We start from the raw sequence: 22,422 nt of genomic DNA, 5'->3' as shown, positions 1-22,422 counted from the left end.
GGGCCCCGCTCGCCCGGTGAATCCCGGTGGCCGTCTATCGAGGGCCACCGCGCGTACCGAGGATGGCACCTGCCCACCTGCCGTCATCGAATCCGCACCACCGGAGGGGACCCTTCATGTCCGAGTTCAACGACACCGGCATGCCCGAGGAAGAGCAGATCGCCGAGGCTTTCGGGAGCGCTGCCCGCGTCACCCTGGCGCCCGGCCCCAGGGAGGTCTACGAGTCCGCGCCCGACCCGGACCAGGAGTGGGCGTTGCCCGAGGGCAAGGCGTGGGTCTATCTCGCCGACGCCAAGAAGGGGCTCACCAAGCCGGTGCTCATCGCGGACGGTTTCAACACCGGGCCCAGTGATCTCGACTTCTCGTGGGAGATCCTGGAGCGCGGCCCGTTCCCCCTCATCGGGGAACTGCGCAAGCGCGGGTACGACGTCGTCCTGCTCGGCTTCGACGAGCGCAGCGCCTCGCTCCTGGACAACGCCAAGGCCGTCAAGTCGGCGGTCCAGGAGGCGATCGCGCGCCGCACCGGCAGCCACCCGCTGACCGTCGGCGGCTTCAGCATGGGCGGTCTGATCGCGCGGTACGCGCTCGCCAGGATGGAGCACGACGGCGACGAGCACGAGACCGAGCTGTACTTCTCCTTCGACAGCCCGCACCGCGGCGCCTGGATCCCGATCGCCCTGCAGTCGTTCGCGCACTACATCCGGCGGCTCAACGCCGCTTTCTCCAACCAGATGAACAGCCCGGCGGCGCGCCAGCTCCTGTGGCAGCACATCTCCGAGTGGGGCGACACCCCCGAGACCGACAAGGAGCGCATCGAGTTCCTCGCCGAGCTTGAGCGGGTCGGCAGCTGGCCGCGCCGGCCGAAGAAAATCGGCGTCGCCAACGGCGTGCGCAGCGGCGCGGGCAACGGAATCGCCCCCGGCGAGCGCGCGTTCCACGGCCGCGGCCTGGCCATCACCGGCACCCACCTGCACACGCAGGGCGCGGGCGAGGACCAGTTGGTCGCGCAGCTGCGGGTGGTGACCCTGCGCAAGCCGCAGATCCGCACCTCGCACCTGCCCGAGATCGACGGCGCGCCCGGCGGCATCCTGGAGGGCTTCGGCATCCTCGCCGACGAGCTGGACAAGATCCCCGCCATCATCGGCCTCGGCTCGGAGGCCGAGATCCGCGAGCACTGCTTCGTGCCCGCCGTCAGCGCGGTCGCCCTGCGCGACATCGACACCCACGAGAAGCTGTACGACCCGTTCCCGGAGGCGTCCGAGGACAGCGAACTCGACGAGTACCTCTGTGCCGACCAGAACGAGGGCCACACCCTGGTGTCCGGGGAACTGTGCACCTGGATCCTGGAGCGCCTGCCGTAGCGTCCGCCGCGCCCCGAACGCCGCAGGGGCGGCACCCTCCCGGAGGAGAGTGCCGCCCCTGCGTACGAGCTACGCGCTCAGGACAGCCGATCCGCGAGGATCAGAAGTCCATGTCACCGCCCGGCATGCCGCCGCCGGCCGGGGCAGCGCCCGCCTTCTCCGGCTTGTCGGCGATGACGGCCTCGGTGGTGAGGAACAGCGCGGCGATGGACGCGGCGTTCTGCAGGGCAGAGCGCGTGACCTTCGCCGGGTCGAGGATGCCCTCGGCGATCATGTCGACGTACTCACCGGTCGCGGCGTTGAGGCCGTGGCCGACGGTGAGGTTGCGGACCTTCTCGACGACGACGCCGCCCTCAAGGCCGCCGTTGACGGCGATCTGCTTGAGCGGGGCCTCCAGGGCGAGCTTCACGGCGTTGGCGCCGGTCGCCTCGTCACCCTCGAGCTCCAGCTTCTCGAAGACAGCGGTGGCCTGCAGCAGCGCCACGCCACCACCGGCGACGATGCCCTCTTCGACGGCCGCCTTCGCGTTGCGAACGGCGTCCTCGATGCGGTGCTTGCGCTCCTTGAGCTCGACCTCGGTCGCGGCACCGGCCTTGATGACCGCAACACCGCCGGCGAGCTTCGCCAGGCGCTCCTGCAGCTTCTCGCGGTCGTAGTCGCTGTCCGAGTTCTCGATCTCGGCGCGGATCTGGTTGACGCGACCCTGGACCTGGTCGCTCTCACCGGAGCCGTCGACGATGGTCGTCTCGTCCTTGGTGATGACGACCTTGCGGGCGCGGCCGAGCAGGTCGAGACCGGCGTTCTCCAGCTTGAGGCCGACCTCCTCGGAGATGACGGTGCCACCGGTGAGGATGGCGATGTCGCCGAGCATGGCCTTGCGGCGGTCACCGAAGCCCGGGGCCTTGACGGCGACGGACTTGAAGGTGCCACGGATCTTGTTGACGACCAGGGTCGACAGGGCCTCGCCCTCGACGTCCTCGGCGATGATCAGCAGCGGCTTGCCGGACTGCATGACCTTCTCGAGGAGCGGAAGGAGGTCCTTCACGTTCGAGATCTTCGAGTTGACGATCAGGATGTACGGGTCGTCGAGCGACGCCTCCATACGCTCCATGTCGGTGGCGAAGTACGCCGAGATGTAGCCCTTGTCGAAGCGCATGCCCTCGGTGAGCTCAAGCTCGAGCCCGAAGGTCTGCGACTCCTCGACGGTGATGACGCCTTCCTTGCCGACCTTGTCCATCGCCTCGGCGATGAGCTCGCCGATCTGGGTGTCGGCGGCGGAGATGGAGGCGGTCGAAGCGATCTGCTCCTTGGTCTCCACGTCCTTGGCCTGCTCGAGCAGGGCGCCCGAGACGGCCTCGACGGCCTTCTCGATGCCGCGCTTGAGGGCCATCGGGTTGGCACCGGCGGCTACGTTGCGAAGGCCCTCGCGGACCAGCGCCTGCGCCAGGACGGTCGCGGTCGTCGTGCCGTCACCGGCGACGTCGTCCGTCTTCTTCGCGACCTCCTTGACCAGCTCGGCGCCGATCTTCTCGTACGGGTCCTCGAGCTCGATCTCCTTGGCGATGGAAACACCATCGTTGGTGATCGTGGGGGCACCCCACTTCTTCTCGAGGACGACGTTGCGACCCTTGGGGCCCAGGGTCACCTTGACGGCGTCGGCGAGCTGGTTCATGCCGCGCTCGAGGCCGCGCCGTGCCTCCTCGTCGAACGCGATGATCTTGGCCATGTGAAGTGGTCCTCCCGGACAGGGGTGGCATGCTCCGGATCCAGTCGGTGCCCGCGACGGACGGCCTGCAAGCCTTGTGGTTCCTTGCCCCACCCGGCCTGCGGGCCTCACCGACCCGATCCAAGTTCTGTCACTCTCACTCGGAGAGTGCTAAGCCCAATGATTAGCACTCGACCCCTGCGAGTGCAAGCGCCTCTCGTGGATCCCGGGGGTACGAGGAGACGTACGAGGGGGCGCGCGTCCGAGGGCGCGCGGGCGAGTGCGGCGGGACGCACGAGGGGCCCGTACCCCTTTCGGGATACGGACCCCTCGTCACTCGCTAAGTCGCTGGCCGATCGCGCCGAGATCAGACGGCGAGCTTGACCATGTCCGCCTGCGGACCCTTCTGGCCCTGCGAGATCTCGAACTCCACTCGCTGACCTTCTTCAAGGGTGCGGTAGCCGTCCATCTGAATCGCGCTGTAGTGGACGAATACATCCGCACCACCGTCGACCGCGATGAAGCCGTACCCCTTCTCCGCGTTGAACCACTTGACGGTGCCCTGAGCCATGCCTAACTCCCCTATTACTGGCCCTTGCACGGACCCGCACTTCGCGGACCCGGGTCAGACCTCACCCCCCCAATGGGTTGTGGAGGCGTGCGCCGGAACGCGTCGACCGCGGCTGAATGTATCTGTCCAACTGCCCTCTGCAACAGGTCAATCAGACGAGAATTCTGGGCATGCCTGATCGGCGATATGCGGATGATTTATCGGAGTTCAGGGCAACTCGGGCCGGACAAATGCCGCAAGAGGGGCAAATGGGCAGTGCACATTGGCTGCTTCTTGTCGCCCTCGGGGCGACTTCGTATATGCGTCAGGCACAAACGGGGAAGCTCGCTTCCCAACTGTACCGCGCTCAACCACATGGAATTGCCCCCTCCGTTTCTCTCGCGGAGGGGGCAAAGCCGATTACGCAGGGTATTTCCTTAAAGAATCAACCACCGGCGACGGCGGGAATGATCGAGACGCCCGCGCCGTCCGGCGTGGCGGTCTCCAGACCCTGCTCGAAGCGGACGTCGTCGTCGTTCACGTAGACGTTCACGAAGCGCCGCAGCTTGCCCTGGTCGTCCAGGACGCGCGCGGCGATACCGGCGTGGTTCTTCTCCAGATCGGCGATGACCTCGGAGAGGTTCGCCCCCTCGGCGGCGACCTCGGACTGACCGCCGGTGTAGGTGCGGAGGATGGTGGGGATGCGAACCTTGACGCTCATGAATTCACCTCGGTAGTTCAGGAGGGGCGCCCGTCTGGGGCGCCCCGTCAGGGGCGCGGGGAACTGCGCGACCAGCCACAGCCGGCCCGCAGTCAAGCGAACAGGCTCAGCCTGCAAGCCCTGCGGCGCGGAACGCGTCAAGGCTGGGCCGGATGGTGGCGGTGGCCTGCGAAGTCTCAGCGACAGCGTCAAGCGTCTTGAGGCCGTCACCGGTGTTGAGCACCACCGTGGTCAAGGCGGGATCGATGAGCCCCGCCTCGATCAGCTTCTTCGTGACGCCGACCGTCACACCACCGGCGGTCTCCGCGAAGATGCCCTCGGTCCGCGCGAGCAGCTTGATCGCGTCGACGACCTGCTCGTCGTTCACGTCCTCCACCGCACCGCCCGTACGGCGCGCGATGTCCAGGACGTACGGCCCGTCGGCGGGGTTGCCGATGGCGAGCGACTTGGCGATGGTGTCCGGCTTCTGCGGGCGGACCACGTCGTGCCCGGCCTTGAAGGCGGTGGACACCGGCGAGCAGCCCTCGGCCTGCGCACCGAAGATCTTGTAGGGCTTGTCTTCGACGAGCCCCAGCTTGATCAGCTCCTTGAGGCCCTTGTCGATCTTCGTGAGCTGTGAGCCGGACGCGATCGGGATGACCAGTTGGTCCGGCAGGACCCAGCCCAGCTGCTCGCAGATCTCGTACGCGAGGGTCTTGGAGCCCTCTCCGTAGTACGGCCGCAGGTTCACGTTCACGAAGCCCCAGCCCTCGCCGAGCGGGTCGCCGATGAGCTCGGAGCAGAAGCGGTTCACGTCGTCGTAGTTGCCCTCGATGCCGACGAGCTCGCCGCCGTAGACCGCGGCCATGACGACCTTGCCCTGCTCCAGGTCGTGCGGGATGAACACGCAGGAGCGGAAGCCGGCGCGGGCCGCGGCGGCGCCGACGGCGCCCGCGAGGTTGCCGGTGGAGGAGCAGGAGAGCGTGGTGAAGCCGAAGGCGCGGGCGGCCTCGATGGCCTGCGCGACGACGCGGTCCTTGAAGGAGTGCGTCGGGTTGCCGGAGTCGTCCTTGACGAACAGCTTGCCCTGCTCGACGCCGAGCTCGCGGGCGAGGTTGTCGGCCTTGACGAGCTTGGTCCAGCCGGGGTTGATGTTGGGCTTGTCGGCCACGTCCGCGGGGACGGGCAACAGGGGCGCGTAACGCCAGATGTTGTCCGGGCCGGACTCGATCTGCTTGCGCAGCGCCTCGGGGTCGCCGGTCGGCAGGTCGTACGCCACTTCGAGGGGACCGAAACAGGCCTGGCAGGCGAAGATCGGGCCGAGGGCGTAGAGCTCGCCGCACTCGCGGCAGGAGAGGCCCGATGCGGGGCCGAGATCAACGGATCCACTGGGGGACGGCGTCGTCGAGGTGGAGGGGGTGGTGTCGTTCGTTGCCACAGTCTGCGCAGCCATGGAGGCGAGGCCCTTTCTCCTCATCTTCCTCGCGACGCATCTCGCCGCGAGACGGAATTGGCACCTTCCCCACCGAGACCTCGCGTGCGCGGTCGGCGGGATGGTTGCCGGGGCTTCAACGGGCCGTATCCCTCTGCCCCTCTGGATGAGCGGTATGGCGCCGGGCTTCAGGGGCCCGGAGCGTTTGTGACGCGATGACCCCGGCATGCGATGGTCATCGGCGTTGTTCAAGACTGTAACCGACGGCCCGGACCCTTGAGATAGGCGTCCGCACCGCGAGATGGATCACATGTAGGTCCCACACAGGAGGAGCCACCCGTGCTGGAAGAGGCCGAGCGCTGGCTGACCAGGCGTTCCTGGTCCGTTGCAGACCGTCCGCTCGGTGCGCTCGTCGACGCCAAACGGGCGTCGGGAGCCTCGGTGAGCGTCGTCCTGCCCGCGCTCGACGAGGAGGAGACGGTCGGCGAGATCGTCGCCGAGATCCGCCGGGAGCTGATCGGGAAGGCGCCCCTCGTCGACGAACTCGTGGTCGTGGACTCCGGTTCCCGCGACCGTACGGCCGAGGTCGCGCGGGCGGCGGGCGCGCGGGTCGTGCACCGGGACGAGATCCTGCCGCGCATCCCCGCCGTACCCGGCAAGGGCGAGGTCCTGTGGCGCTCGCTCCTGGTGACCGGCGGTGACATCGTCGCGTTCGTCGACGCGGACCTGCGGGACTTCTCGGCGGACTTCGTGACGGGCATCGTCGGCCCGCTCCTGACCGAGCCCGACGTGGACTTCGTGAAGGCGATGTACGACCGCCCGCTGGCCGGCACGGCGGACCAGGGCGGCCGGGTCACCGAGCTGATGGCGCGCCCGCTGCTCAATCTGCACTGGCCTCAACTGGCCGGATTCGTCCAGCCGTTGGGCGGTGAGTACGCGGCGCGCAGGTCCCTCCTTGAGCGGCTGCCGTTCCCCGTCGGTTACGGGGTGGAGCTCGGGCTGCTCGTGGACGCGCTGCACACCGTGGGCCTCGACGCGCTCGCGCAGGTCGACGTCGGGGTGCGCAAGCACCGGCACCAGGACGGGCAGGCGCTCGGCCGGATGGCGGCGGCGATCTACCGGACGGCACAGCTGCGCCTCGCGCGCGGCCATCTCGTACGTCCCGAGCTCATCCAGTTCGAACGGGGCGAGCAGGGGTTCGAGCCGCGGACCCATTCGGTCGACACGGAGGAGCGCCCGCCGATGTCCGGCATCGCGGAGTACACGGCACGCCGCGTGGCGTAACCAGGCAAAGCCGGGCATTTTGTCTACATTCCCCACTTATGCGGATCAGACAAGCAAGCCTCAGACATGCAAAGGGACGCGCGCGACGCATCGGCGGCATGGCCATGGCCACGGCCTGTCTCACGGCGGGGATGCTCGGCGCCGCAGCCGTTCCCCCGGCAGCCGCGGACGTGCGCCACGACGCGGCACTGATCGCGAGCTCCGGGACCGTCGCCCACGACCACCACCGCGCGGTCGAGCAGGAGACCGAGCCGGGACAGCTGGCCAAGGCCGGCAGCGACTCGGACACGATGCTGTACGCGGGCCTGGCGATCTCCCTGTGCGTACTGGGCGCGCTCGCGGTGGCGGCGGCGCGCAGCAGGCGGGACTAGGGGTTTTCGGTACGGCCGTACGTTTGAGTCCCGCCCGGAAGGGCTAGGTTTCGGCACATGGTCTCCGAGCACGCCGCAGCCCAGGTCCTCGTCGCGTCCAACCGCGGCCCCGTCACCTACTCCCTGGAGGAGAACGGGGAACTGACGGCCAAGCGGGGAGGTGGCGGACTCGTCTCCGGGCTCAGCGCGATCGGCGACTCCGAGGCCGCCCTGTGGGTCTGCGCGGCTCTGGGCGACGGCGACCGGGAGGCCGTACGACGGGGCGTCGGCGAGCCCGGCGTACGGATGCTCGACATCGACGCGCGGGTGCACGCCGACGCGTACAACGGAATCGCGAACTCTGTCCTCTGGTTCGTCCACCACATGCTGTACCAAACGCCGCTCGAACCGGCCTTCGGCCCGGAGTTCCGCGCACAGTGGGCGTCGTACGAGACCTACAACCGGGCCTTCGCCGAGGCGCTCGCCCAGAGCGCGGCCGACGGCGCGGCGGTCCTCGTCCAGGACTACCACCTGGCCCTCGTGCCGGGGATGCTGCGCGAGCTGCGCCCCGACCTCCGTATCGGCCACTTCTCGCACACGCCGTGGGCGCCGGTGGACTACTTCCGGATGCTGCCGGACGACGTCGCGGAGCAGCTGCTCCGCGGCATCCTCGGCGCCGACCGGGCGGCGTTCCTGACGGGACGGTGGGCGGACGCGTTCAGCGAGTGCTGCGTCGCGATCCTCGGCGGTACGTCGGGTACGCGCATCGGGGTGCACGGGCTCGGGGCCGACGCGGACTTCCTGCGGGAGCGGTCGCGGCGGGACGACGTGGAGGAGCGGCTTGCCGCGCTGCGGGAGCAGATCGGGGGCTCCGGGGCCGGGGACCGGAAGGTGATCGTCCGGGTCGACAGGACCGAGCTCTCGAAGAACATCGTCCGGGGACTGCAGGCGTACCGGGAGCTGCTCGCCACCCGGCCCGAGTGGCGGGAGCGGGTCGTGCATGTCGCCTTCGCCTACCCCTCGCGGCAGGACCTCGCGGTGTACCGCGACTACACGGCGTCCGTCCAGGCCCTCGCGGACGAGATCAACTCCGAGTACGGGGTGGAGGGCTGGACGCCGGTCGTGCTGCACGTGAAGGACGACTTCGCGCGGTCGCTAGCGGCGTACCGCTTGGCGGACGTGGCCCTCGTGAACCCCATCCGGGACGGGATGAACCTGGTGGCCAAGGAGGTTCCCGTCGTCTCGGACGAGGGGTGCGCTCTCGTTCTCTCCCGGGAGGCGGGGGCGTTCGAGGAGTTGGGCGAGGATGCGGTGGTGGTGAACCCGTACGACGTTTCGGGCACGGCTGCGGCCCTGCATACGGCGCTGACGATGCCGCCGGGGGAACGGGCGGAACGCACGAAGCGTCTCGCCGCGGCGGCTACTGCTCTGCCCCCGGCCCAGTGGTTCCTGGACCAGCTGCGGGCGCTGGGGGACTGACCTTCTTCGTCCCCAACTCCGCCCCTTCCCGAAAACTCGCCGGCGCGAGGGCCTTGTACGTGCCGTCATCACCGGCTTCGCCGAGTTCGCCCTCAAACGCCGGACGGGCTGGATATTCCAGCCCGTCCGGCGTTTGAGGACGCCCCCGCGGTCAGGGCAGCTTGGCGGCGATCGCTGCCAGCAGGGCCACGACCCCCTCGGGCCCGTCCACCACAAGATCCGCTCGCTCCGCCAGCTCGGCGACCTCCGCGCTGCCACTGCACACCAGCAGCCCCCGCACCTGATCGGAACGCAGCTTCTCCACCGCGGCGAACGCGGGCAGGTCGCCCAGGTCGTCCCCCGCGTACACAACGGTCTCCGCGCCGACTTCGCGTACGTAGTCGGCGAGGGCGACGCCCTTGTCCATGCCCGGCGGGCGCAACTCAAGGACCAGACGGCCGGGTTCGACGATGAGCCCGTGCCGGGACGCCAGCTCGGCCAGCGGTTCGCGCAGCGCCTCGAACGCCGCCTGCGGATCGGCCGCGCGCCGCGTATGCACGGCGACCGCCCGCCCCTTCTCCTCTATCCACGACCCGCGCCAGGCACCGATCCCGTCCAGGAAGCCGGGCAGTTCGGCCCGCACGGCCGCCACCCCGGGGTGGGGTTCGGCCGCCTGCACCGTGGAGGAGACGGCGTCCCAGCGCTCGGCGCCGTAGTGCCCGAGGACGACGAGGTGTTCGAGGCCGGCCACGCCCGCGAGCCCGCCGTAGCGCACCGCCACGCCCGCCGGGCGGCCGGTGACGACCGCGACGGAGCACACCTTCGGCGCGAGCGCGGCGAGGGCGGGAACGGCGCCGGGGTGGGCCCGTGCCTGCTCGGGGTCGGGCACGATCGGCGCGAGCGTGCCGTCGAAGTCGAGCGCGATCACGGCTTTCCCGGGCCGTGCGAGGAGCGCGGCAAGGCCCTCGCGCCCGGCAGGCGTCACGGGCTCGGGCAGCTCGGCGGAGAACGCGGAGAACAGAGGGTCACCCATGGATCCGACCCTACGCTCAACGCTCCGCGCGCCGGGACTCCCTGACCCGCCGGAGCCGGTTGACGGTCACCGGATCGTGCGCGAGGGCGCGGGGGTCGTCGAGCAGGGCGTTCAGGAGCTGGTAGTAGCGGACCGGCACCAGGCCGAGCTGCTCGCGCACCGCCCGCTCCTTGGCGCCGGGACCACTCGCCCAGTCCCGGCGCTCCAAAGCGAGGATCGCGCGGTCGCGCTCGGAGAGGCCGGTGTCCGGGAACGTGTCGCCCCTCGCGTCACTCCCCGCCTCGCACCCCGCGTGGTCGTCCGTGCCGTCCGTCATGCCCGACACGCTATTCCGAGTTCTCCTCGGCCGCCGCCTTGGTCTGGATCTGGCTGAGGATCGACTGCGGATTGCCGTTCGGGCCGACGGCCTTGCCGATGTACTTCTTGACCTCGACGGACACTTCCGCCCAGGACGTCTTGCCCACGGGGTACAGCTGCGAGGTGGGCAGCTCGTCGAGGAACTCGGCGAGCGCCTTGTCGTTCTTGTTGCCCGTCATCTCCTGCGCGGCGGAGGTGGTCACGGGCAGCAGGTCGTACTCGCGCGAGAAGTCCAGGACGTTCTTCGTGCTGTAGGTGAAGTCGAGGAACTTGCCGATCTCCTCGCGGTTGCCGCGCTGCTTGAAGGCCATCATCCAGTCGGCGACGCCCATCGTGGCCTGCGCGTGGCCGTTCACGCCGGGCATCGGCACCATGCCGTACTTCACGCCCTTCTTCGCGGCCATCTGCATCAGCGTGGGGTGGCCGTTGAGCATGCCCACGTCGCCGCGCGTGAAGGCGGCGAAGGCCTCGGCGCGGTCGAACTCGGCGGGGGGCGTGGGACCGGTCAGGCCCTTGCCGACCAGCTCGTCCTTCAGCCAGGTGAAGGTCTTCACGTTCTGGGCGGAGTCGATGTTGTACGTGCCGACGTTGTCGGTGTAGCCGCCGCCACCGCTGAGCAGCCACTGCATCGTCTCGGCCTGGGCTTCTTCCGGGCCGAGCGGCAGGGCGTAGGGGATCTTTACGCCGCGTGCCTTGAGGGCCTTGGCGTCGGCCGCCAGGTCGGTCCAGCTCTGCGGCGGGGTGAGGTTCGCGTCCTTGAAGATCTTCTCGTTGTAGAAGAGCAGGCGCGTGGAGGAGGCGAACGGCATGCCGTACTGGACGCGCTTGACCTCGCCCGCCTCGGAGAGGGGTGCCATGAAGTCGGCCTGGGTGGCGATGGAGACCAGGTCTTCGGTGCGGTACAGCTTGTCCTGCGCGGCGTAGTCGGCGTAGGCGCCGATCTGGGCCATGTCGGGGGCGTCGCCCGCCTTGACCATTTCCTTGACCTTGCGGTCCACGTCGGTCCACGAATAGACCTCGACGTCGACCTTGATGCCGGGGTTGGCGGCCTCGAACTTCTCGGAGAGCTTGTCCCAGTACTTCTGGGAGCTGTTGTCCTTGGAGTCGCCGTAGTCGGCGGCCACCAGTTTGAGGGTGACGTCGCCGGACTCGCCGGGACCGCCGCAGCCGGCGAGCACCGCCGCCATGCCCAGTGCGGCTATCGCCGCGGTCACTCCTGTCGCGCGCCGCTGCACAGCTGTTCCCACCCTCGATGATCTTCGTGAACTGCGATTTTCCCCCGTGTACGGACACGAGGTCTACACCACCTCAGTATCGCTTGTGCAACGGCGTGCTCTGGCCGGGGGCCTGTCGCGGGTACGGGACCCGGGCGGGGCCGATCACCCCGCGACATCCCCGCACCCCCAAAGGGGCCTCGTGCGGGCAAACTCCCGGAGTGGACTAGACCTCTCGCAAGTGACGCGCGAGACTGTCCCCCGTGAGACATGTCATCGCCCTCGATGTGGGCGGCACCGGAATGAAGGCCGCCCTGGTCGGGGCGGACGGCGCGCTTCTGCACGAGGCGCGGCGGGCCACCGGCCGGGAGCGCGGGCCCGACGCCGTGGTCGAGTCCATCCTCGGCTTCGCCGCCGACCTCCGCGCCCACGGGATCAAGGAGTTCGGCGAGCCCGCCGCCGCGGCCGGCGTCGCGGTCCCCGGAATCGTCGACACCGAGCGCGGCATAGCGGTCTACGCCTCCAACCTCGGCTGGCGCGACGTACCCATGCGCGAGCTCCTGAGCCGCAGGCTGGAGGGCGTGCCCGTCGCCCTCGGCCACGACGTCCGCACCGGCGGTCTCGCCGAGGGGCGGATCGGCGCGGGCAAGGGCGCCGACCGGTTCCTCTTCGTGCCGCTCGGCACGGGCATCGCCGGGGCCATCGGCATCGGCGGCGGCATCGAGCCCGGCGCGCACGGCTCGGCGGGCGAGATCGGGCACATCATCGTGCGCCCCGGCGGCCCGCCCTGCGGCTGCGGCCAGCGCGGCTGCCTGGAGCGGCTCGCGTCGGCCTCCGCGGTGAGCGAGGCCTGGGCGGCGGCCAGCGGCGATCCGGAGGCGGACGCCGCGGACTGCGCGAAGGCGGTGGAGTCCGGCGACCCGCGCGCGCGGGAGGTCTGGCAGAACGCCGTCGACGCGCTGGCCGACGGCCTCATCACCGCCCTCACCCTCCTGGACCCGCACACCCTGATCATCGGTGGCGGTCTCGCCGAGGCCGGGGAAACGTTGTTCACGCCCCTGCGGGCGGCCATGACGGCCCGCATCGTCACGTTCCAGACCCAGCCCCTCATCGTCCCGGCCGCCCTCGGCGACACCGCGGGATGCCTGGGCGCGGGCCTGCTCGCCTGGGATCTCCTCGAAGGAACCGACCCCGACCCCGCCCGATCCACGGAGGTAACCGCCTGATGGCCACTAGCAAAATCCTCGCCGGTGCTCAGGTGGTCCTGCCCACCGGGACCGTTCCCGGCGGCCGGGTGCTCGTCGAGGGCACGCGCGTCACAGGGAGCGCTCCCGGGGACGCCGAGGTCGTCGAACTCGCCCCCGACCACTGGGTGGTCCCCGGATTCGTCGACATCCACAACCACGGCGGCGGCGGAGCCTCCTTCACCTCCGGCACCGTCGACGACGTGCTCAAGGGCATTCACACGCACCGCCTGCACGGCACCACGACCGTCGTCGCGTCGACCGTCACCGGCGAGATGGACTTCCTCGCCCAGCGGGCGGGGCTGCTGAGCGAGCTGGCCGAGCAGGGCGACCTCGCGGGCATCCACTTCGAGGGGCCGTTCATCTCGCCGTGCCGCAAGGGCGCGCACAGCGAGGCGCTGCTGCGTGATCCCGACCCCGCCGACGTACGCAAGCTGATGGACGCGGCCCGCGGTCAGGCGAAGATGTTCACGCTCGCCACCGAACTGCCGGGCGGCATCGACTCCGTACGCCTCCTCGCCGAGCACGGCGTGATCGCGGCCATCGGCCATACGGACGCGTCGTACGAGCAGACGGTGCAGGCCATCGACGCGGGCGCCACCGTGGCCACGCACCTCTACAACGCGATGCCGGGCCTCGGGCACCGCGAGCCGGGTCCGATCGCCGCGCTCCTGGAGGACGAGCGGATCACGGTCGAGCTGATCAACGACGGCACGCATCTGCACCCCGCCGCGTTCGAGCTGGCCTTCCACCACGCGGGCGCCGCCCGCACCGCGCTCATCACGGACGCGATGGACGCGGCGGGCTTCGGCGACGGCCGGTACATGCTCGGCCCGCTGGAGGTCGAGGTGAAGGACAGCGTCGCGCGCCTCGTCGAGGGCGGCTCGATCGCGGGCTCCACCCTCACCCAGGACCGCGCGTTCAAGCGCTCGGTGACCGTCGACGGTCTTTCGGTCGACGACGTCGTGCGGGCCATCTCCGCCAACCCGGCCAAGCTCCTCGGGATGTACGACAAGGTCGGCTCCCTTGAGCCCGGCAAGGACGCCGATCTGGTCGTCCTGGACGCGCGGTTCGAGCTCAAGGGCGTCATGCGCAAGGGCGAATGGGTCGTCACGCCCGCCCTCTGAAAGGCGCCGTGGGGAAGGCGGTTGGTCCGGACCCCTGGGCCAACCGCCTTCTTTTTGGCATGATCAGCCGCGAAAGAGGACAGCAGCAAGCGCGTTCTCCAGTGAATTCGGGGGTGGGCGACAAGTGATTCTGACGGTCACGCTGAACGCCGCCCTGGACATCACCTACCGCGTCCCGGCCCTCACCCCGCACGCCTCGCACCGCGTCACCGAGGTCATCGAACGCCCCGGCGGCAAGGGTTTGAACGTCGCCCGCGTCCTCGCGGCCCTCGGCCACGACGTGACGGTGACCGGCTTCGCGGGCGGCGACACGGGCCGCACCCTGCACGACCGCCTCACGCGCGAACTCCGCGTCACGGACGCCCTCGTGCCCGTCGACGGCGCGACCCGCCGCACGCTCGCCGTCGTCGACGCGGCGACCGGCGACACCACGCAGCTGAACGAACCGGGCCCGACGGTCTCGCCCGCGGAGTGGTCGGCGTTCCAGGAGTCGTACGAGGAGTTGCTGCGCCGCGGCCCCGCCGCCGTCGCGCTCTGCGGGAGCCTGCCGCCGGGAGTCCCGGTCGGCGCGTACGCCGTTCTCGTACGGGCCGCCCGGGCCGCCGAGGTCCCGGTGCTCCTGGACACCAGCGGCGAGGCGCTGCGCCGCGGTCTCGGCGCCCGCCCCGACATCATCAAGCCGAACGCCGACGAACTGGCCGAGCTGACCGGCTCCCACGAACCCGCCCAGGCCACCCGCGACGCCCGCCGCAGGGGCGCGCACGCGGTGGTGGCATCGCTCGGCGCCAGGGGTCTGCGCGCGGTCACGCCGGAAGGCACCTGGCAGGCGGCCCCGCCCGCCCGCGTGCACGGCAATCCGACCGGCGCCGGTGACTCGGCGGTCGCGGGCCTGCTCTCCGCCCTGGTGGAGGAACTGCCGTGGCCGGACCGCCTCGCCCGGGCCGTGGCCCTCTCCGCGGCGACCGTCGCGGCCCCCGTGGCGGGCGAGTTCGTGCCCTCGACTTACGAAGACCTGCTCGCGCGGGTCGCGGTGACCGGCGAGGCCACCGCGGCGTAATGACGCGCCGCACCGCGTGAGCGACGCACAACGGGCCGCTCCGGCCCGGGAATTGGGGATTCATCGTGCCACTCGTATCCACCGGTGACCTGGTATCCGACGCTCGCGCGGCGGGGCGCGGGGTCGCCGCGTTCAACGTGATCACGCTGGAGCACGCGGAGGCGATCGCCGCGGGCGCCGAGCAGGCGGGCAGCCCGGCGATCCTCCAGATCTCGGAGAACGCCGTGAAATTCCACGGCGGCAGCCTGTCCGCGATCGCGGCGGCGGCGACGGCGGTGGCGAAGGCGTCATCGGCCCCGCTCTCCCTGCACCTGGACCACGTCATGGACGTGGAACTGCTGCGTGCCGCGCACCCCGAGGGCTTCAGCTCGGTGATGTTCGACGCGTCGAAGATGTCGTACGGAGAGAACGTCAAGGCGACGGCGGACGCGGTGCGTTGGGGCCACGAGCGGGGCATCTGGATCGAGGCCGAGCTGGGGAAGGTGGGCGGCAAGGAGGGCGAGGCTCCCCTGGACGCGCACGCGCCGGGCGTTCGCACGGACCCCGCGGAGGCGGCGTCTTACGTCGCGGACACCGGCGTCGACGCCCTCGCGGTGGCGGTCGGCTCCTCCCACGCGATGACGTCCCGCACGGCGTCCCTGGACCACGAGTTGATCACCGCCCTGACGAAGGCAGTCCCCGTACCGCTGGTACTGCACGGCTCAAGTGGCGTACCGGACGCGGAGATCCGGGCGGCTGTGGCGGCCGGCATGGTGAAGATCAACGTGGGCACAGCGCTGAACACGGCCTTCACGGGAGCGGTCCGCGATTACCTCGGCGCCCACGAGACGGGCGTCGACCCCCGGAAATACCTCGCCCCGGCTCGCGAGGCGATGGCCGGGACGGTGGCGGGGTTCCTCGGGCTGCTGAAGTAGCCCCGAGGAACCCGTGCGGGCGTGGAGGGTCAGCCCTTGCTGCCCTTCACGAGCCACATCTGGTCGATGTTCGCCCCGGTCGTGCCGCACAGGTCGCTCTGTGCGCAGGTGAGCGTGATCGCGTTGGTGCCCTTGGTGAGCTGGACCACCGCCCAGGTGTTGGTCCAGCCCTTCTCCCAGTTCCCCTCGTCCGCACCGGCGAAGTTCTTCATGTTGAGGGGCCGGGTCTGCTTCTTGCCGTTCACGAGGATGGTGGCGTTCGAGTCCTTGCCGGGGACGCCGTAGTTCACGCGGAGGCTGTACGAGCCGGCCTTGGGGATGCCGTTGACGGTCCACGTGACCTGGGCGCCGACCTTGTCGAATCCCCCGACGTAGACACCACCCTCGGACTCCGCGCCCTCTATGTCCGAGGCCGTGGTCGTGCCGCCCTCCAGCTTCAGGGCCTTCGCGTCCGTCTTCGGGAGGTCGGCCGCCGGCTTCTCGGGCTTCTTCGTCGGCTTCTCGCTGGGCTTGACCGTCTCGGCCTGCGTCTGTCGGCCGCCCGCCGTCGCGTCCTTGCCCTTGTCGTCGTCCCCGCCGAAGATCATCGCGGCACCGATCCCGATGGCGACGACCGCGACGACCGCGATCGCGGCGATCAGGAGGCCCTTGGTGTTGGGGCCGCCGCCACGGCCGCCGGAGCCACGGGACGCCGGGGCCTGGCGCGTCGTGGGCGCCCCGCCGGGCTGCGTCTCCGGAGCGGCGTAGTGGGCGTTCGGCTGGCCGTAGGCCTGCTGCTGCGACGGCACCTGCTGGCCGTACGCGGGCGCGGCCTGCGTGCCGTAGGCGTTGGGCCGACGGTCACCGACCGCGCGCACGTGGTTGTACGAGGACCGGGGACCGGGGTATCCGTAGCCGCCCCCGCCGCTGGGCGGGGTGGCGCCGGCCGCCCGTCCGTCTTCGTACAGATAGCCGAACGGATCGTCTTCGCCCTCCGGCGGGTTCGGCGCGTGTTCGCCGTTATTGCCGGGCGTCATTCCCAGGTCACTCCCTCACATCGCTGACCGGGGGAGCCTACCCGCTTCGAGTGAGCCCACGGGGTGTCGTTGGCCTCATCCGGCACGCCTGTGCTGTTTGGCACGGGACCGTTTCTCCACGTACATCCGCTGGTCAGCGGAGTGCAGCACCTCGTCTGCCGACATCCCGCAGTGGGCCCACCCGATGCCGAAACTGGCACCCACCCGGACCGCGCGGCCGTCCACCCTGATCGGCGGAATGATCGCGTTGCGCAGTCGCACGGCGAGGTCCTGCGCGTCGGCGCGGCCGAGCCCGTCGGCGAGGACGACGAATTCGTCACCGCCGAGCCTGGCGACCGTGTCCCCGTCGCGGACGCCGCTGGTCAGCCGCCTGGCCACCTCGATGAGAACCGCGTCACCCGTGTGGTGCCCGAAGCGGTCGTTGATCGACTTGAAGCCGTCGAGGTCGCAGAAGAGCACCGCGAGGCCCTTCGTGCCGTCGTCCGCGTCCCCCGGCCCTTCCGGCGGCGCGACCGTGTGCACGTGGTGGTCGAAGCCTTCGCCGCTCTGCTGCATGCTGTGCGCGTTGTCCGAGCCGTAGTCGAAGCTGTGCTGCCCGTCGGCGCCGTACACGCCGTCGTACGCCGCGTCCAGGGAGTCCACCGCGCTCGGCTGGCCCGCGTGCGGCCTGCGACAGAGGCGGGCGCTGAGGCGGGAGCGCAGCTCGGCGGAGTTCGGCAGGCCGGTGAGGGCGTCGTGCGAGGCGCGGTGGGCGAGCTGGAGCTCGCGGCGCTTGCGCTCCTCGACGTCCTCGACGTGGGTGAGCAGGAAGCGCGGGCCGTCCGCGGCGTCCGCGACGACGGAGTTGCGCAGGGACACCCAGACGTACGTCCCGTCGCGCCGCGCGAGGCGCAGCTCGGCCCGGCCGCCCTCGGCGGAGGTCCGCAGAAGCGTGCCGATGTCCTCGGGGTGGACCAGGTCGGAGAAGGAGTAGCGGCGCATCGCGGAGGCGGGGCGGCCGAGCAGGCGGCACAGCGCGTCGTTCGTGCGCAGGATGCGGCCGTGCTGGTCGCCGCCCATCTCGGCGATGGCCATGCCGGAGGGGGCGTACTCGAAGGCCTGGCGGAAGGATTCCTCACTGGCCCGCAGCGCCTGCTGCTCGCGCTCAAGGCGGACCAGGGCGCGCTGCATGTTGGCGCGGAGCCGGGCGTTGCTGATCGCGATGGCGGCCTGGAAGGCGTACATCTGGAGGGCCTCGCGGCCCCAGGCGCCGGGCCTGCGGCCGTTGCGGGGCCGGTCCACGGAGATCACGCCGAGCAGCTCGCCGCCGGACGCGCCCGTCGCGTACATCGGCGCGAAGAGGCGGTCGGCGGGGTGCCACTCGTCCTCGAACCGGGGCTCGGGGCCGTCGGTGTACCACTGCGGGACGTCGTCCTCGTCCAGGACCCAGCCCTCGGTGTACGAGATGAACCTCAGGGCGCCCCAGGGCTCGCCCATGGCGAGCCGCTTCTCCCAGGCCTCACGCGAGCCGACGCGGCCGGTGATGAGCGCCTCGGCGGCGGTGTTGCCCGCGAAGGCGGCGACGACGAGATCGCCGTCCGGGCGCACGAGATTGACGCACGCCAGTTCATAGCCAAGGCCATTGACCACGCCGTCGGCGACGGTCTGCAGCGTGTCCGCCAGGCTCCGGGCCGTGTTGAGATCCGCCACCACCTGATGCAGCTGCCGCAGGGTCGCAAGACGGACGTACGGCTCCGACTCGGTCTCCATTGCTCGCTCTCCCCGAGACCTCGACAGCAACTCCAGGATTCGCAGCGCCCTTAGTGTTCTCTCAGTACCTGAGTTCTCTCAGTGTCTGATTGCCACCGTCACTGAATCACAGCGAGCAGCTTGCCCGGTACACAGGGTCAACAAAATATGGGTCCTGTGACTCAAGTCACAGATGGGAAGCCTTCGTTGGTCCAGTCCACTTGCCCGCCGGACGACCCGCGAGGCGCCCGGGCCCTCCTCGGCCCTCGGACCTAGGCCCGGCCTCGGCCGTCGGCCCGATGTGGCGCGGGGAGGGGCCGGGCTAGCGTCGGGGGCGTGGTTCCCGTACTGAAGACATCCCATGAGGGCGCTCCCGCGACTCTCCCCGCCCCACCCTCCCCGGCTTCCCCGTCCCCCGGCGGGCATCCTGTGGGGGTGAGCAACGAACAGTTCCGCGCCGCCATGTCCCGGCTCGCCGCGGGTGTGGTCCTGGTGACCGCCTGCGAGCCCTCGCTGGACGCGGACGATCCGCACGCGCCGGTCGGCGAGGACGTGGGCATGACCGCGACGGCCTTTCTCTCCGTATCGCTCGATCCGCCGCTCGTGCTGGTCAGCCTGCGTGAGGGCTCCCGGATGGACGACCTGCTCGCCGAGCAGCCGCTGTGGGGCGTCTCCGTGCTCGCCGAGAGCCAGCGGCACATCGCGGGCCGGTTCGCGATGAAGGGCAGGATCAGCGACCGGCTGCTCTTCGAGGACATCGCCTACACCCGGGGAGCGGCGTCCGGGGCGCCGATGATCGGCGGCGCGCTCGCGACGCTGGAGTGCCGGACCGAACAGACGGTTACAGCGGGTGATCACACCCTCGTCATCGGGCGAGTACTTTCGGCTGATCTGCCGAGCGCCGACGGCGGTCCGCTGACGTACTTCAAGGGGAAGTACCGACAGCTGGGCTGAGGCCCGTCCGCGAAATTACCGGTGAGTGGACCTTTTTCGCGTCGAGTTTCCCGTCGGCTTTCCCGTCCGGCGGACTTTGCTGGCGCACAGTTCGCGGCGGAGACCGCCTCAGACGGCCGCGGACGGGCGCGGGCGGCCGCCGTGCCCGTCGCCCCGTGTGACCGGGCTCAGCCCCAGCCCTCGCCCGACCTGCCGCGCTTGGTCTGGCTGCGCTGCTTCTTCTCGCGCAGGCGCCGCTCGTTGATCCCGCGGGGGATCTTCGTGGCGCGGCGGGGGCGCGGGGGCGGTGCGGTGGCCTCGGCGAGCAGCGAGGCGAGGCGGGTCGCCGCCATCTCGCGGTTGCGCCACTGGGAACGGTGCTCGGAGGCCCGGACGCTGACGACGCCGCCGACGAGCCGGTTCGCGAGCCGCTCCAGGGCGCGCTCCTTCCACACCGGGGGCAGCGATTCGGTGTTGGCCAGGTCGAATCGCAGCTCCACCTGCGAGTCGCTGGTGTTGACGTGCTGACCGCCCGGCCCGGAGGACCTGGAGAAGCGCCACATGAGCTCGGCCTCGGGCAGGGAGACGGAGCCGCGGATGACATAGGGACCGGACATGCGTCCTATCGTCCCGCGTCTGTCCGGTCCACGTCACCCGCATTTCCGGCGTGCCGCGCTTGCGTCGGCCGTCCGTCGGGGGCGCGCCACTCCTGTGGCGTATGTGACGTCAGAGGTTGGCAAAGAAAGTAAAAGGACCTGGAACCTCTGGGACCCCGGTCGACGTTCATAGGGGTGACGGTAGCTTCGTCCACAGTACGAAGCCCGTTCGTACGCAACGAGGGAAGGGACTCCCAACAATGGCAGTAAGCCTGTCCAAGGGTGGCAACGTCTCGCTCACCAAGGAGGCTCCGGGCCTGACCGCCGTCACCGTGGGCCTCGGCTGGGACGTCCGCACCACCACCGGCACCGACTTCGACCTGGACGCCTCGGCCATCGCGGTGAACCCGCAGGGCAAGGTCTACTCGGACGGCCACTTCGTCTTCTTCAACAACAAGGCGACGCCGGACCAGACCATCGTGCACACCGGTGACAACGTCACGGGCCAGGGCGAGGGCGACGACGAGCAGATCAACGTCAACCTGGCCGGTCTCCCGGCCGACGTCGACAAGATCGTCTTCCCGGTCTCGATCTACGACGCCGAGAACCGCTCGCAGAACTTCGGCCAGGTGCGGAACGCCTTCATCCGCATCGTCAACCAGGCCGGCGGCACCGAGATCGCCCGCTATGACCTGAGCGAGGACGCCGCCACCGAGACCGCCATGGTCTTCGGCGAGCTGTACCGCAGCGGTGCGGAGTGGAAGTTCCGCGCCGTCGGCCAGGGCTACGCGTCCGGTCTCGTCGGCATCGCGCAGGACTTCGGCGTCAACGTCTGAGGTTCACCGGCCAGTTCGTAGGCCGACTCACGAGGGCCCCCGGCGGAATCTCCGCCGGGGGCCCTCGCGTTTCGCCGTCTCCCCGTTTTCCCTTTTCTCCCGCACCCCGCCTCGGTCGTTGCTTCCGCTTTTCCCCGCGCCCCGCCCCGGTCGTTGCTTCCGCGCCGCGGCGGCAGCAGGATCGGGCAGCACCACCCATCACTTGAGGGAGTGTGAGGGCCATGGCGACCGTGGTGCTGGTCGGGACGCTCGACACCAAAGGCGCGGAGTACGCCTGGCTGCGCGAGCGGCTCAGGGAGTACGGCAGCGACACCCTGCTCGTCGACACCGGCATACTGCCGCCACTGCCGCCACCTGCCCAGTCCCCCGCCGCCGACGTGTCCGCCGACGTCTCGGCCGAAGCCGTGGCCCGTGCCGCCGGGCACGACCTGGCGAAACTGCGTGCGGCGGGCGAACGGGGCGCGGCCGTGGCTGCGATGGCGGACGGCGTCACCGAGGTGGTGCTCGACCTGCACCGGCGGGGCAAGCTGCACGCGGTGCTCGCCGCCGGGGGCAGCGGCGGTTCGTCGATCGCCGCGCAGGCGATGCGCGCGCTGCCGATCGGGGTGCCGAAGGTCCTGGTCAGCACGATGGCGGGCGGCGACGTATCGCCGTACGTGGGGAGCAGCGACATCACCCTGATGTACAGCGTCGTGGACATCTCCGGCATCAACGCGGTCTCCCGGCAGGTCCTCGGCAACGCGGCGGCGGCGGCCTCGGGCATGGCCCGGCGCTATGAACGCAACCACGACGAACTCGCGGGGCGCGGCCGCAAGGTGGTCGCCGCGACGATGTTCGGCGTGACGACGCCCGCGATCGACGCGGCCCGCGCCCGGCTCGACGAGCTCGGCTACGAAGTGCTCGTCTTCCACGCGACGGGCTCGGGCGGCCGGGCGGTGGAGAAGCTGGCGTCGGACGGCCTCCTGGACGGCGTACTTGACCTGACGACCACCGAACTCGCCGACGAACTGGTCGGCGGCGTCCTCTCGGCGGGCCCCGAACGCCTCACCGCCGCGGGCCGCGCGGGCATCCCGCAGGTGGTCGCTCCCGGCGCCCTCGACATGGTCAACTTCGGCCCGGAAGCGACGGTTCCGCAGCGCTTCAGGGAGCGCACCCTCCTCGTCCACAACCCCACGGTCACCCTGATGCGCACGACCGCCGAGGAGATGGCCGCGCTCGGCGCCACCCTGGGCCACCGGCTCGCCGCCGCGCGCGGCCCCGTCGAGTTCTTCTGGCCGCTGCGCGGGGTCTCGGCGGTGGACGCCGAGGGCGGCCCGTTCCGGGACACGGCGGCGGCCGAGGCCGGCCTCGGCGCGCTGCGGACGGCGGTGCGGGGCAGCGGCGTACGACTGCACGAGGTGGACGCGCACATCAACGACGCGGGGTTCGCGGTGGCGATGGCGGAGCGCCTCGACGAGCTGATCGGCGCACGCGCGCTCCGGCAGACGCCCTGACAACCAAACACCCTGAAACCGCCCTCAGCCTCCC

The 22,422-nt window shown here is 70.5% G+C and carries 21 protein-coding genes and 1 riboswitch; of the genes, 11 read left to right on the top strand and 10 right to left on the bottom strand.

Going from position 1 to position 22,422, the window contains the following annotated elements:
- Window positions 1–116 precede the first annotated feature (116 nt).
- Window positions 117–1,361, top strand: coding sequence for an esterase/lipase family protein (locus IE226_RS25995; RefSeq protein WP_229871542.1), 1,245 nt, complete (start codon window positions 117–119; stop codon window positions 1,359–1,361).
- Window positions 1,362–1,461: 100 nt separating this feature from the next.
- Here IE226_RS25995 and groL read toward each other — a convergent pair whose 3' ends face one another.
- The 4 genes from groL to thrC all read right to left on the bottom strand — a co-directional run bounded on the left by groL (window position 1,462) and on the right by thrC (window position 5,769).
- Entirely contained in the window at window positions 1,462–3,087 is a 1,626-nt protein-coding gene (gene groL, locus IE226_RS25990; RefSeq protein WP_190083789.1) for a chaperonin GroEL, read from the bottom strand.
- Between the two features lie 346 nt (window positions 3,088–3,433).
- Window positions 3,434–3,637, bottom strand: coding sequence for a cold-shock protein (locus IE226_RS25985; RefSeq protein WP_005315736.1), 204 nt, complete (start codon window positions 3,635–3,637; stop codon window positions 3,434–3,436).
- Window positions 3,638–4,061: 424 nt separating this feature from the next.
- On the bottom strand, window positions 4,062–4,337 hold the full coding sequence (locus IE226_RS25980) for a MoaD/ThiS family protein (protein ID WP_190083788.1): 276 nt from the start codon (window positions 4,335–4,337) through the stop codon (window positions 4,062–4,064).
- A gap of 106 nt (window positions 4,338–4,443) precedes the next feature.
- Window positions 4,444–5,769: a threonine synthase gene (gene thrC, locus IE226_RS25975; RefSeq protein ID WP_190083787.1), complete on the bottom strand. Its 1,326-nt coding sequence runs from the start codon at window positions 5,767–5,769 to the stop codon at window positions 4,444–4,446.
- 17 nt (window positions 5,770–5,786) lie between these two features.
- Window positions 5,787–5,921, bottom strand: a riboswitch (SAM riboswitch).
- A gap of 166 nt (window positions 5,922–6,087) precedes the next feature.
- Between thrC and IE226_RS25970 the strand changes: the two genes are divergently transcribed.
- From IE226_RS25970 to IE226_RS25960, 3 genes are all read left to right on the top strand, one after another.
- Entirely contained in the window at window positions 6,088–7,032 is a 945-nt protein-coding gene (locus IE226_RS25970) for a glucosyl-3-phosphoglycerate synthase (RefSeq protein WP_190083786.1), read from the top strand.
- 98 nt (window positions 7,033–7,130) lie between these two features.
- Entirely contained in the window at window positions 7,131–7,403 is a 273-nt protein-coding gene (locus tag IE226_RS25965; RefSeq protein WP_190083785.1) for a hypothetical protein, read from the top strand.
- 57 nt (window positions 7,404–7,460) lie between these two features.
- Complete coding sequence (locus IE226_RS25960) at window positions 7,461–8,861, top strand: alpha,alpha-trehalose-phosphate synthase (UDP-forming) (protein ID WP_190083784.1); 1,401 nt, start codon at window positions 7,461–7,463, stop codon at window positions 8,859–8,861.
- Window positions 8,862–9,012: 151 nt separating this feature from the next.
- Here IE226_RS25960 and otsB read toward each other — a convergent pair whose 3' ends face one another.
- Genes otsB through IE226_RS25945 form a run of 3 tightly spaced genes read right to left on the bottom strand, consistent with a single transcriptional unit; the run spans window position 9,013 to window position 11,465 of the window.
- The gene (otsB, locus tag IE226_RS25955; protein WP_190083783.1) at window positions 9,013–9,873 is read right to left on the bottom strand and encodes a trehalose-phosphatase; all 861 of its coding nucleotides are present in this window, start codon (window positions 9,871–9,873) and stop codon (window positions 9,013–9,015) included.
- 16 nt (window positions 9,874–9,889) lie between these two features.
- On the bottom strand, window positions 9,890–10,189 hold the full coding sequence (locus IE226_RS25950) for a DUF3263 domain-containing protein (protein WP_190083782.1): 300 nt from the start codon (window positions 10,187–10,189) through the stop codon (window positions 9,890–9,892).
- A 10-nt stretch (window positions 10,190–10,199) separates the two neighbouring features.
- Window positions 10,200–11,465 (bottom strand): extracellular solute-binding protein, encoded by a 1,266-nt coding sequence (locus IE226_RS25945; RefSeq protein WP_444546085.1) that lies wholly within the window; start codon window positions 11,463–11,465, stop codon window positions 10,200–10,202.
- 242 nt (window positions 11,466–11,707) lie between these two features.
- On the opposite strand from IE226_RS25945, the gene IE226_RS25940 reads away from it, so the two are divergent.
- The 4 genes from IE226_RS25940 (at window position 11,708) to IE226_RS25925 (ending at window position 15,786) form a co-directional block, all read left to right on the top strand.
- Complete coding sequence (locus IE226_RS25940) at window positions 11,708–12,670, top strand: ROK family protein (RefSeq protein ID WP_190083781.1); 963 nt, start codon at window positions 11,708–11,710, stop codon at window positions 12,668–12,670.
- Complete coding sequence (gene nagA / locus IE226_RS25935; RefSeq protein WP_190083780.1) at window positions 12,670–13,815, top strand: N-acetylglucosamine-6-phosphate deacetylase; 1,146 nt, start codon at window positions 12,670–12,672, stop codon at window positions 13,813–13,815. Before IE226_RS25940 ends, nagA begins: the two co-directional genes overlap by 1 nt.
- Before the next feature lie 124 nt (window positions 13,816–13,939).
- On the top strand, window positions 13,940–14,872 hold the full coding sequence (locus IE226_RS25930; RefSeq protein WP_190083779.1) for a 1-phosphofructokinase family hexose kinase: 933 nt from the start codon (window positions 13,940–13,942) through the stop codon (window positions 14,870–14,872).
- 65 nt (window positions 14,873–14,937) lie between these two features.
- On the top strand, window positions 14,938–15,786 hold the full coding sequence (locus IE226_RS25925) for a class II fructose-bisphosphate aldolase (RefSeq protein ID WP_190083778.1): 849 nt from the start codon (window positions 14,938–14,940) through the stop codon (window positions 15,784–15,786).
- 29 nt (window positions 15,787–15,815) lie between these two features.
- Here IE226_RS25925 and IE226_RS25920 read toward each other — a convergent pair whose 3' ends face one another.
- Both IE226_RS25920 and cdgB read right to left on the bottom strand, forming a co-directional pair.
- Window positions 15,816–16,802 (bottom strand): CBM35 domain-containing protein, encoded by a 987-nt coding sequence (locus tag IE226_RS25920; RefSeq protein ID WP_190083777.1) that lies wholly within the window; start codon window positions 16,800–16,802, stop codon window positions 15,816–15,818.
- A gap of 75 nt (window positions 16,803–16,877) precedes the next feature.
- Window positions 16,878–18,551, bottom strand: a complete 1,674-nt coding sequence (cdgB, locus tag IE226_RS25915) for a diguanylate cyclase CdgB (protein ID WP_190083776.1) — start codon at window positions 18,549–18,551, stop codon at window positions 16,878–16,880.
- A 441-nt stretch (window positions 18,552–18,992) separates the two neighbouring features.
- Between cdgB and IE226_RS25910 the strand changes: the two genes are divergently transcribed.
- The gene (locus tag IE226_RS25910; RefSeq protein ID WP_190083907.1) at window positions 18,993–19,484 is read left to right on the top strand and encodes a flavin reductase family protein; all 492 of its coding nucleotides are present in this window, start codon (window positions 18,993–18,995) and stop codon (window positions 19,482–19,484) included.
- A gap of 167 nt (window positions 19,485–19,651) precedes the next feature.
- Here IE226_RS25910 and arfB read toward each other — a convergent pair whose 3' ends face one another.
- On the bottom strand, window positions 19,652–20,089 hold the full coding sequence (arfB, locus tag IE226_RS25905) for an alternative ribosome rescue aminoacyl-tRNA hydrolase ArfB (protein ID WP_190083906.1): 438 nt from the start codon (window positions 20,087–20,089) through the stop codon (window positions 19,652–19,654).
- Window positions 20,090–20,319: 230 nt separating this feature from the next.
- Here arfB and IE226_RS25900 point away from each other — a divergent pair, with 230 nt between their 5' ends.
- Window positions 20,320–20,895 (top strand): TerD family protein, encoded by a 576-nt coding sequence (locus IE226_RS25900; RefSeq protein ID WP_190083775.1) that lies wholly within the window; start codon window positions 20,320–20,322, stop codon window positions 20,893–20,895.
- 221 nt (window positions 20,896–21,116) lie between these two features.
- A complete protein-coding gene (locus IE226_RS25895; RefSeq protein ID WP_190083774.1) occupies window positions 21,117–22,388 on the top strand; it encodes a Tm-1-like ATP-binding domain-containing protein in 1,272 nt (423 codons plus the stop codon).
- The last annotated feature ends 34 nt before the right edge of the window (window positions 22,389–22,422 follow it).

The organism is Streptomyces longisporoflavus (assembly GCF_014649775.1).
Lineage (GTDB): Bacteria > Actinomycetota > Actinomycetes > Streptomycetales > Streptomycetaceae > Streptomyces > Streptomyces longisporoflavus.
Note: the sequence above shows the minus strand (reverse complement) of the source record. Positions and strands in the feature narration are given on the sequence as shown.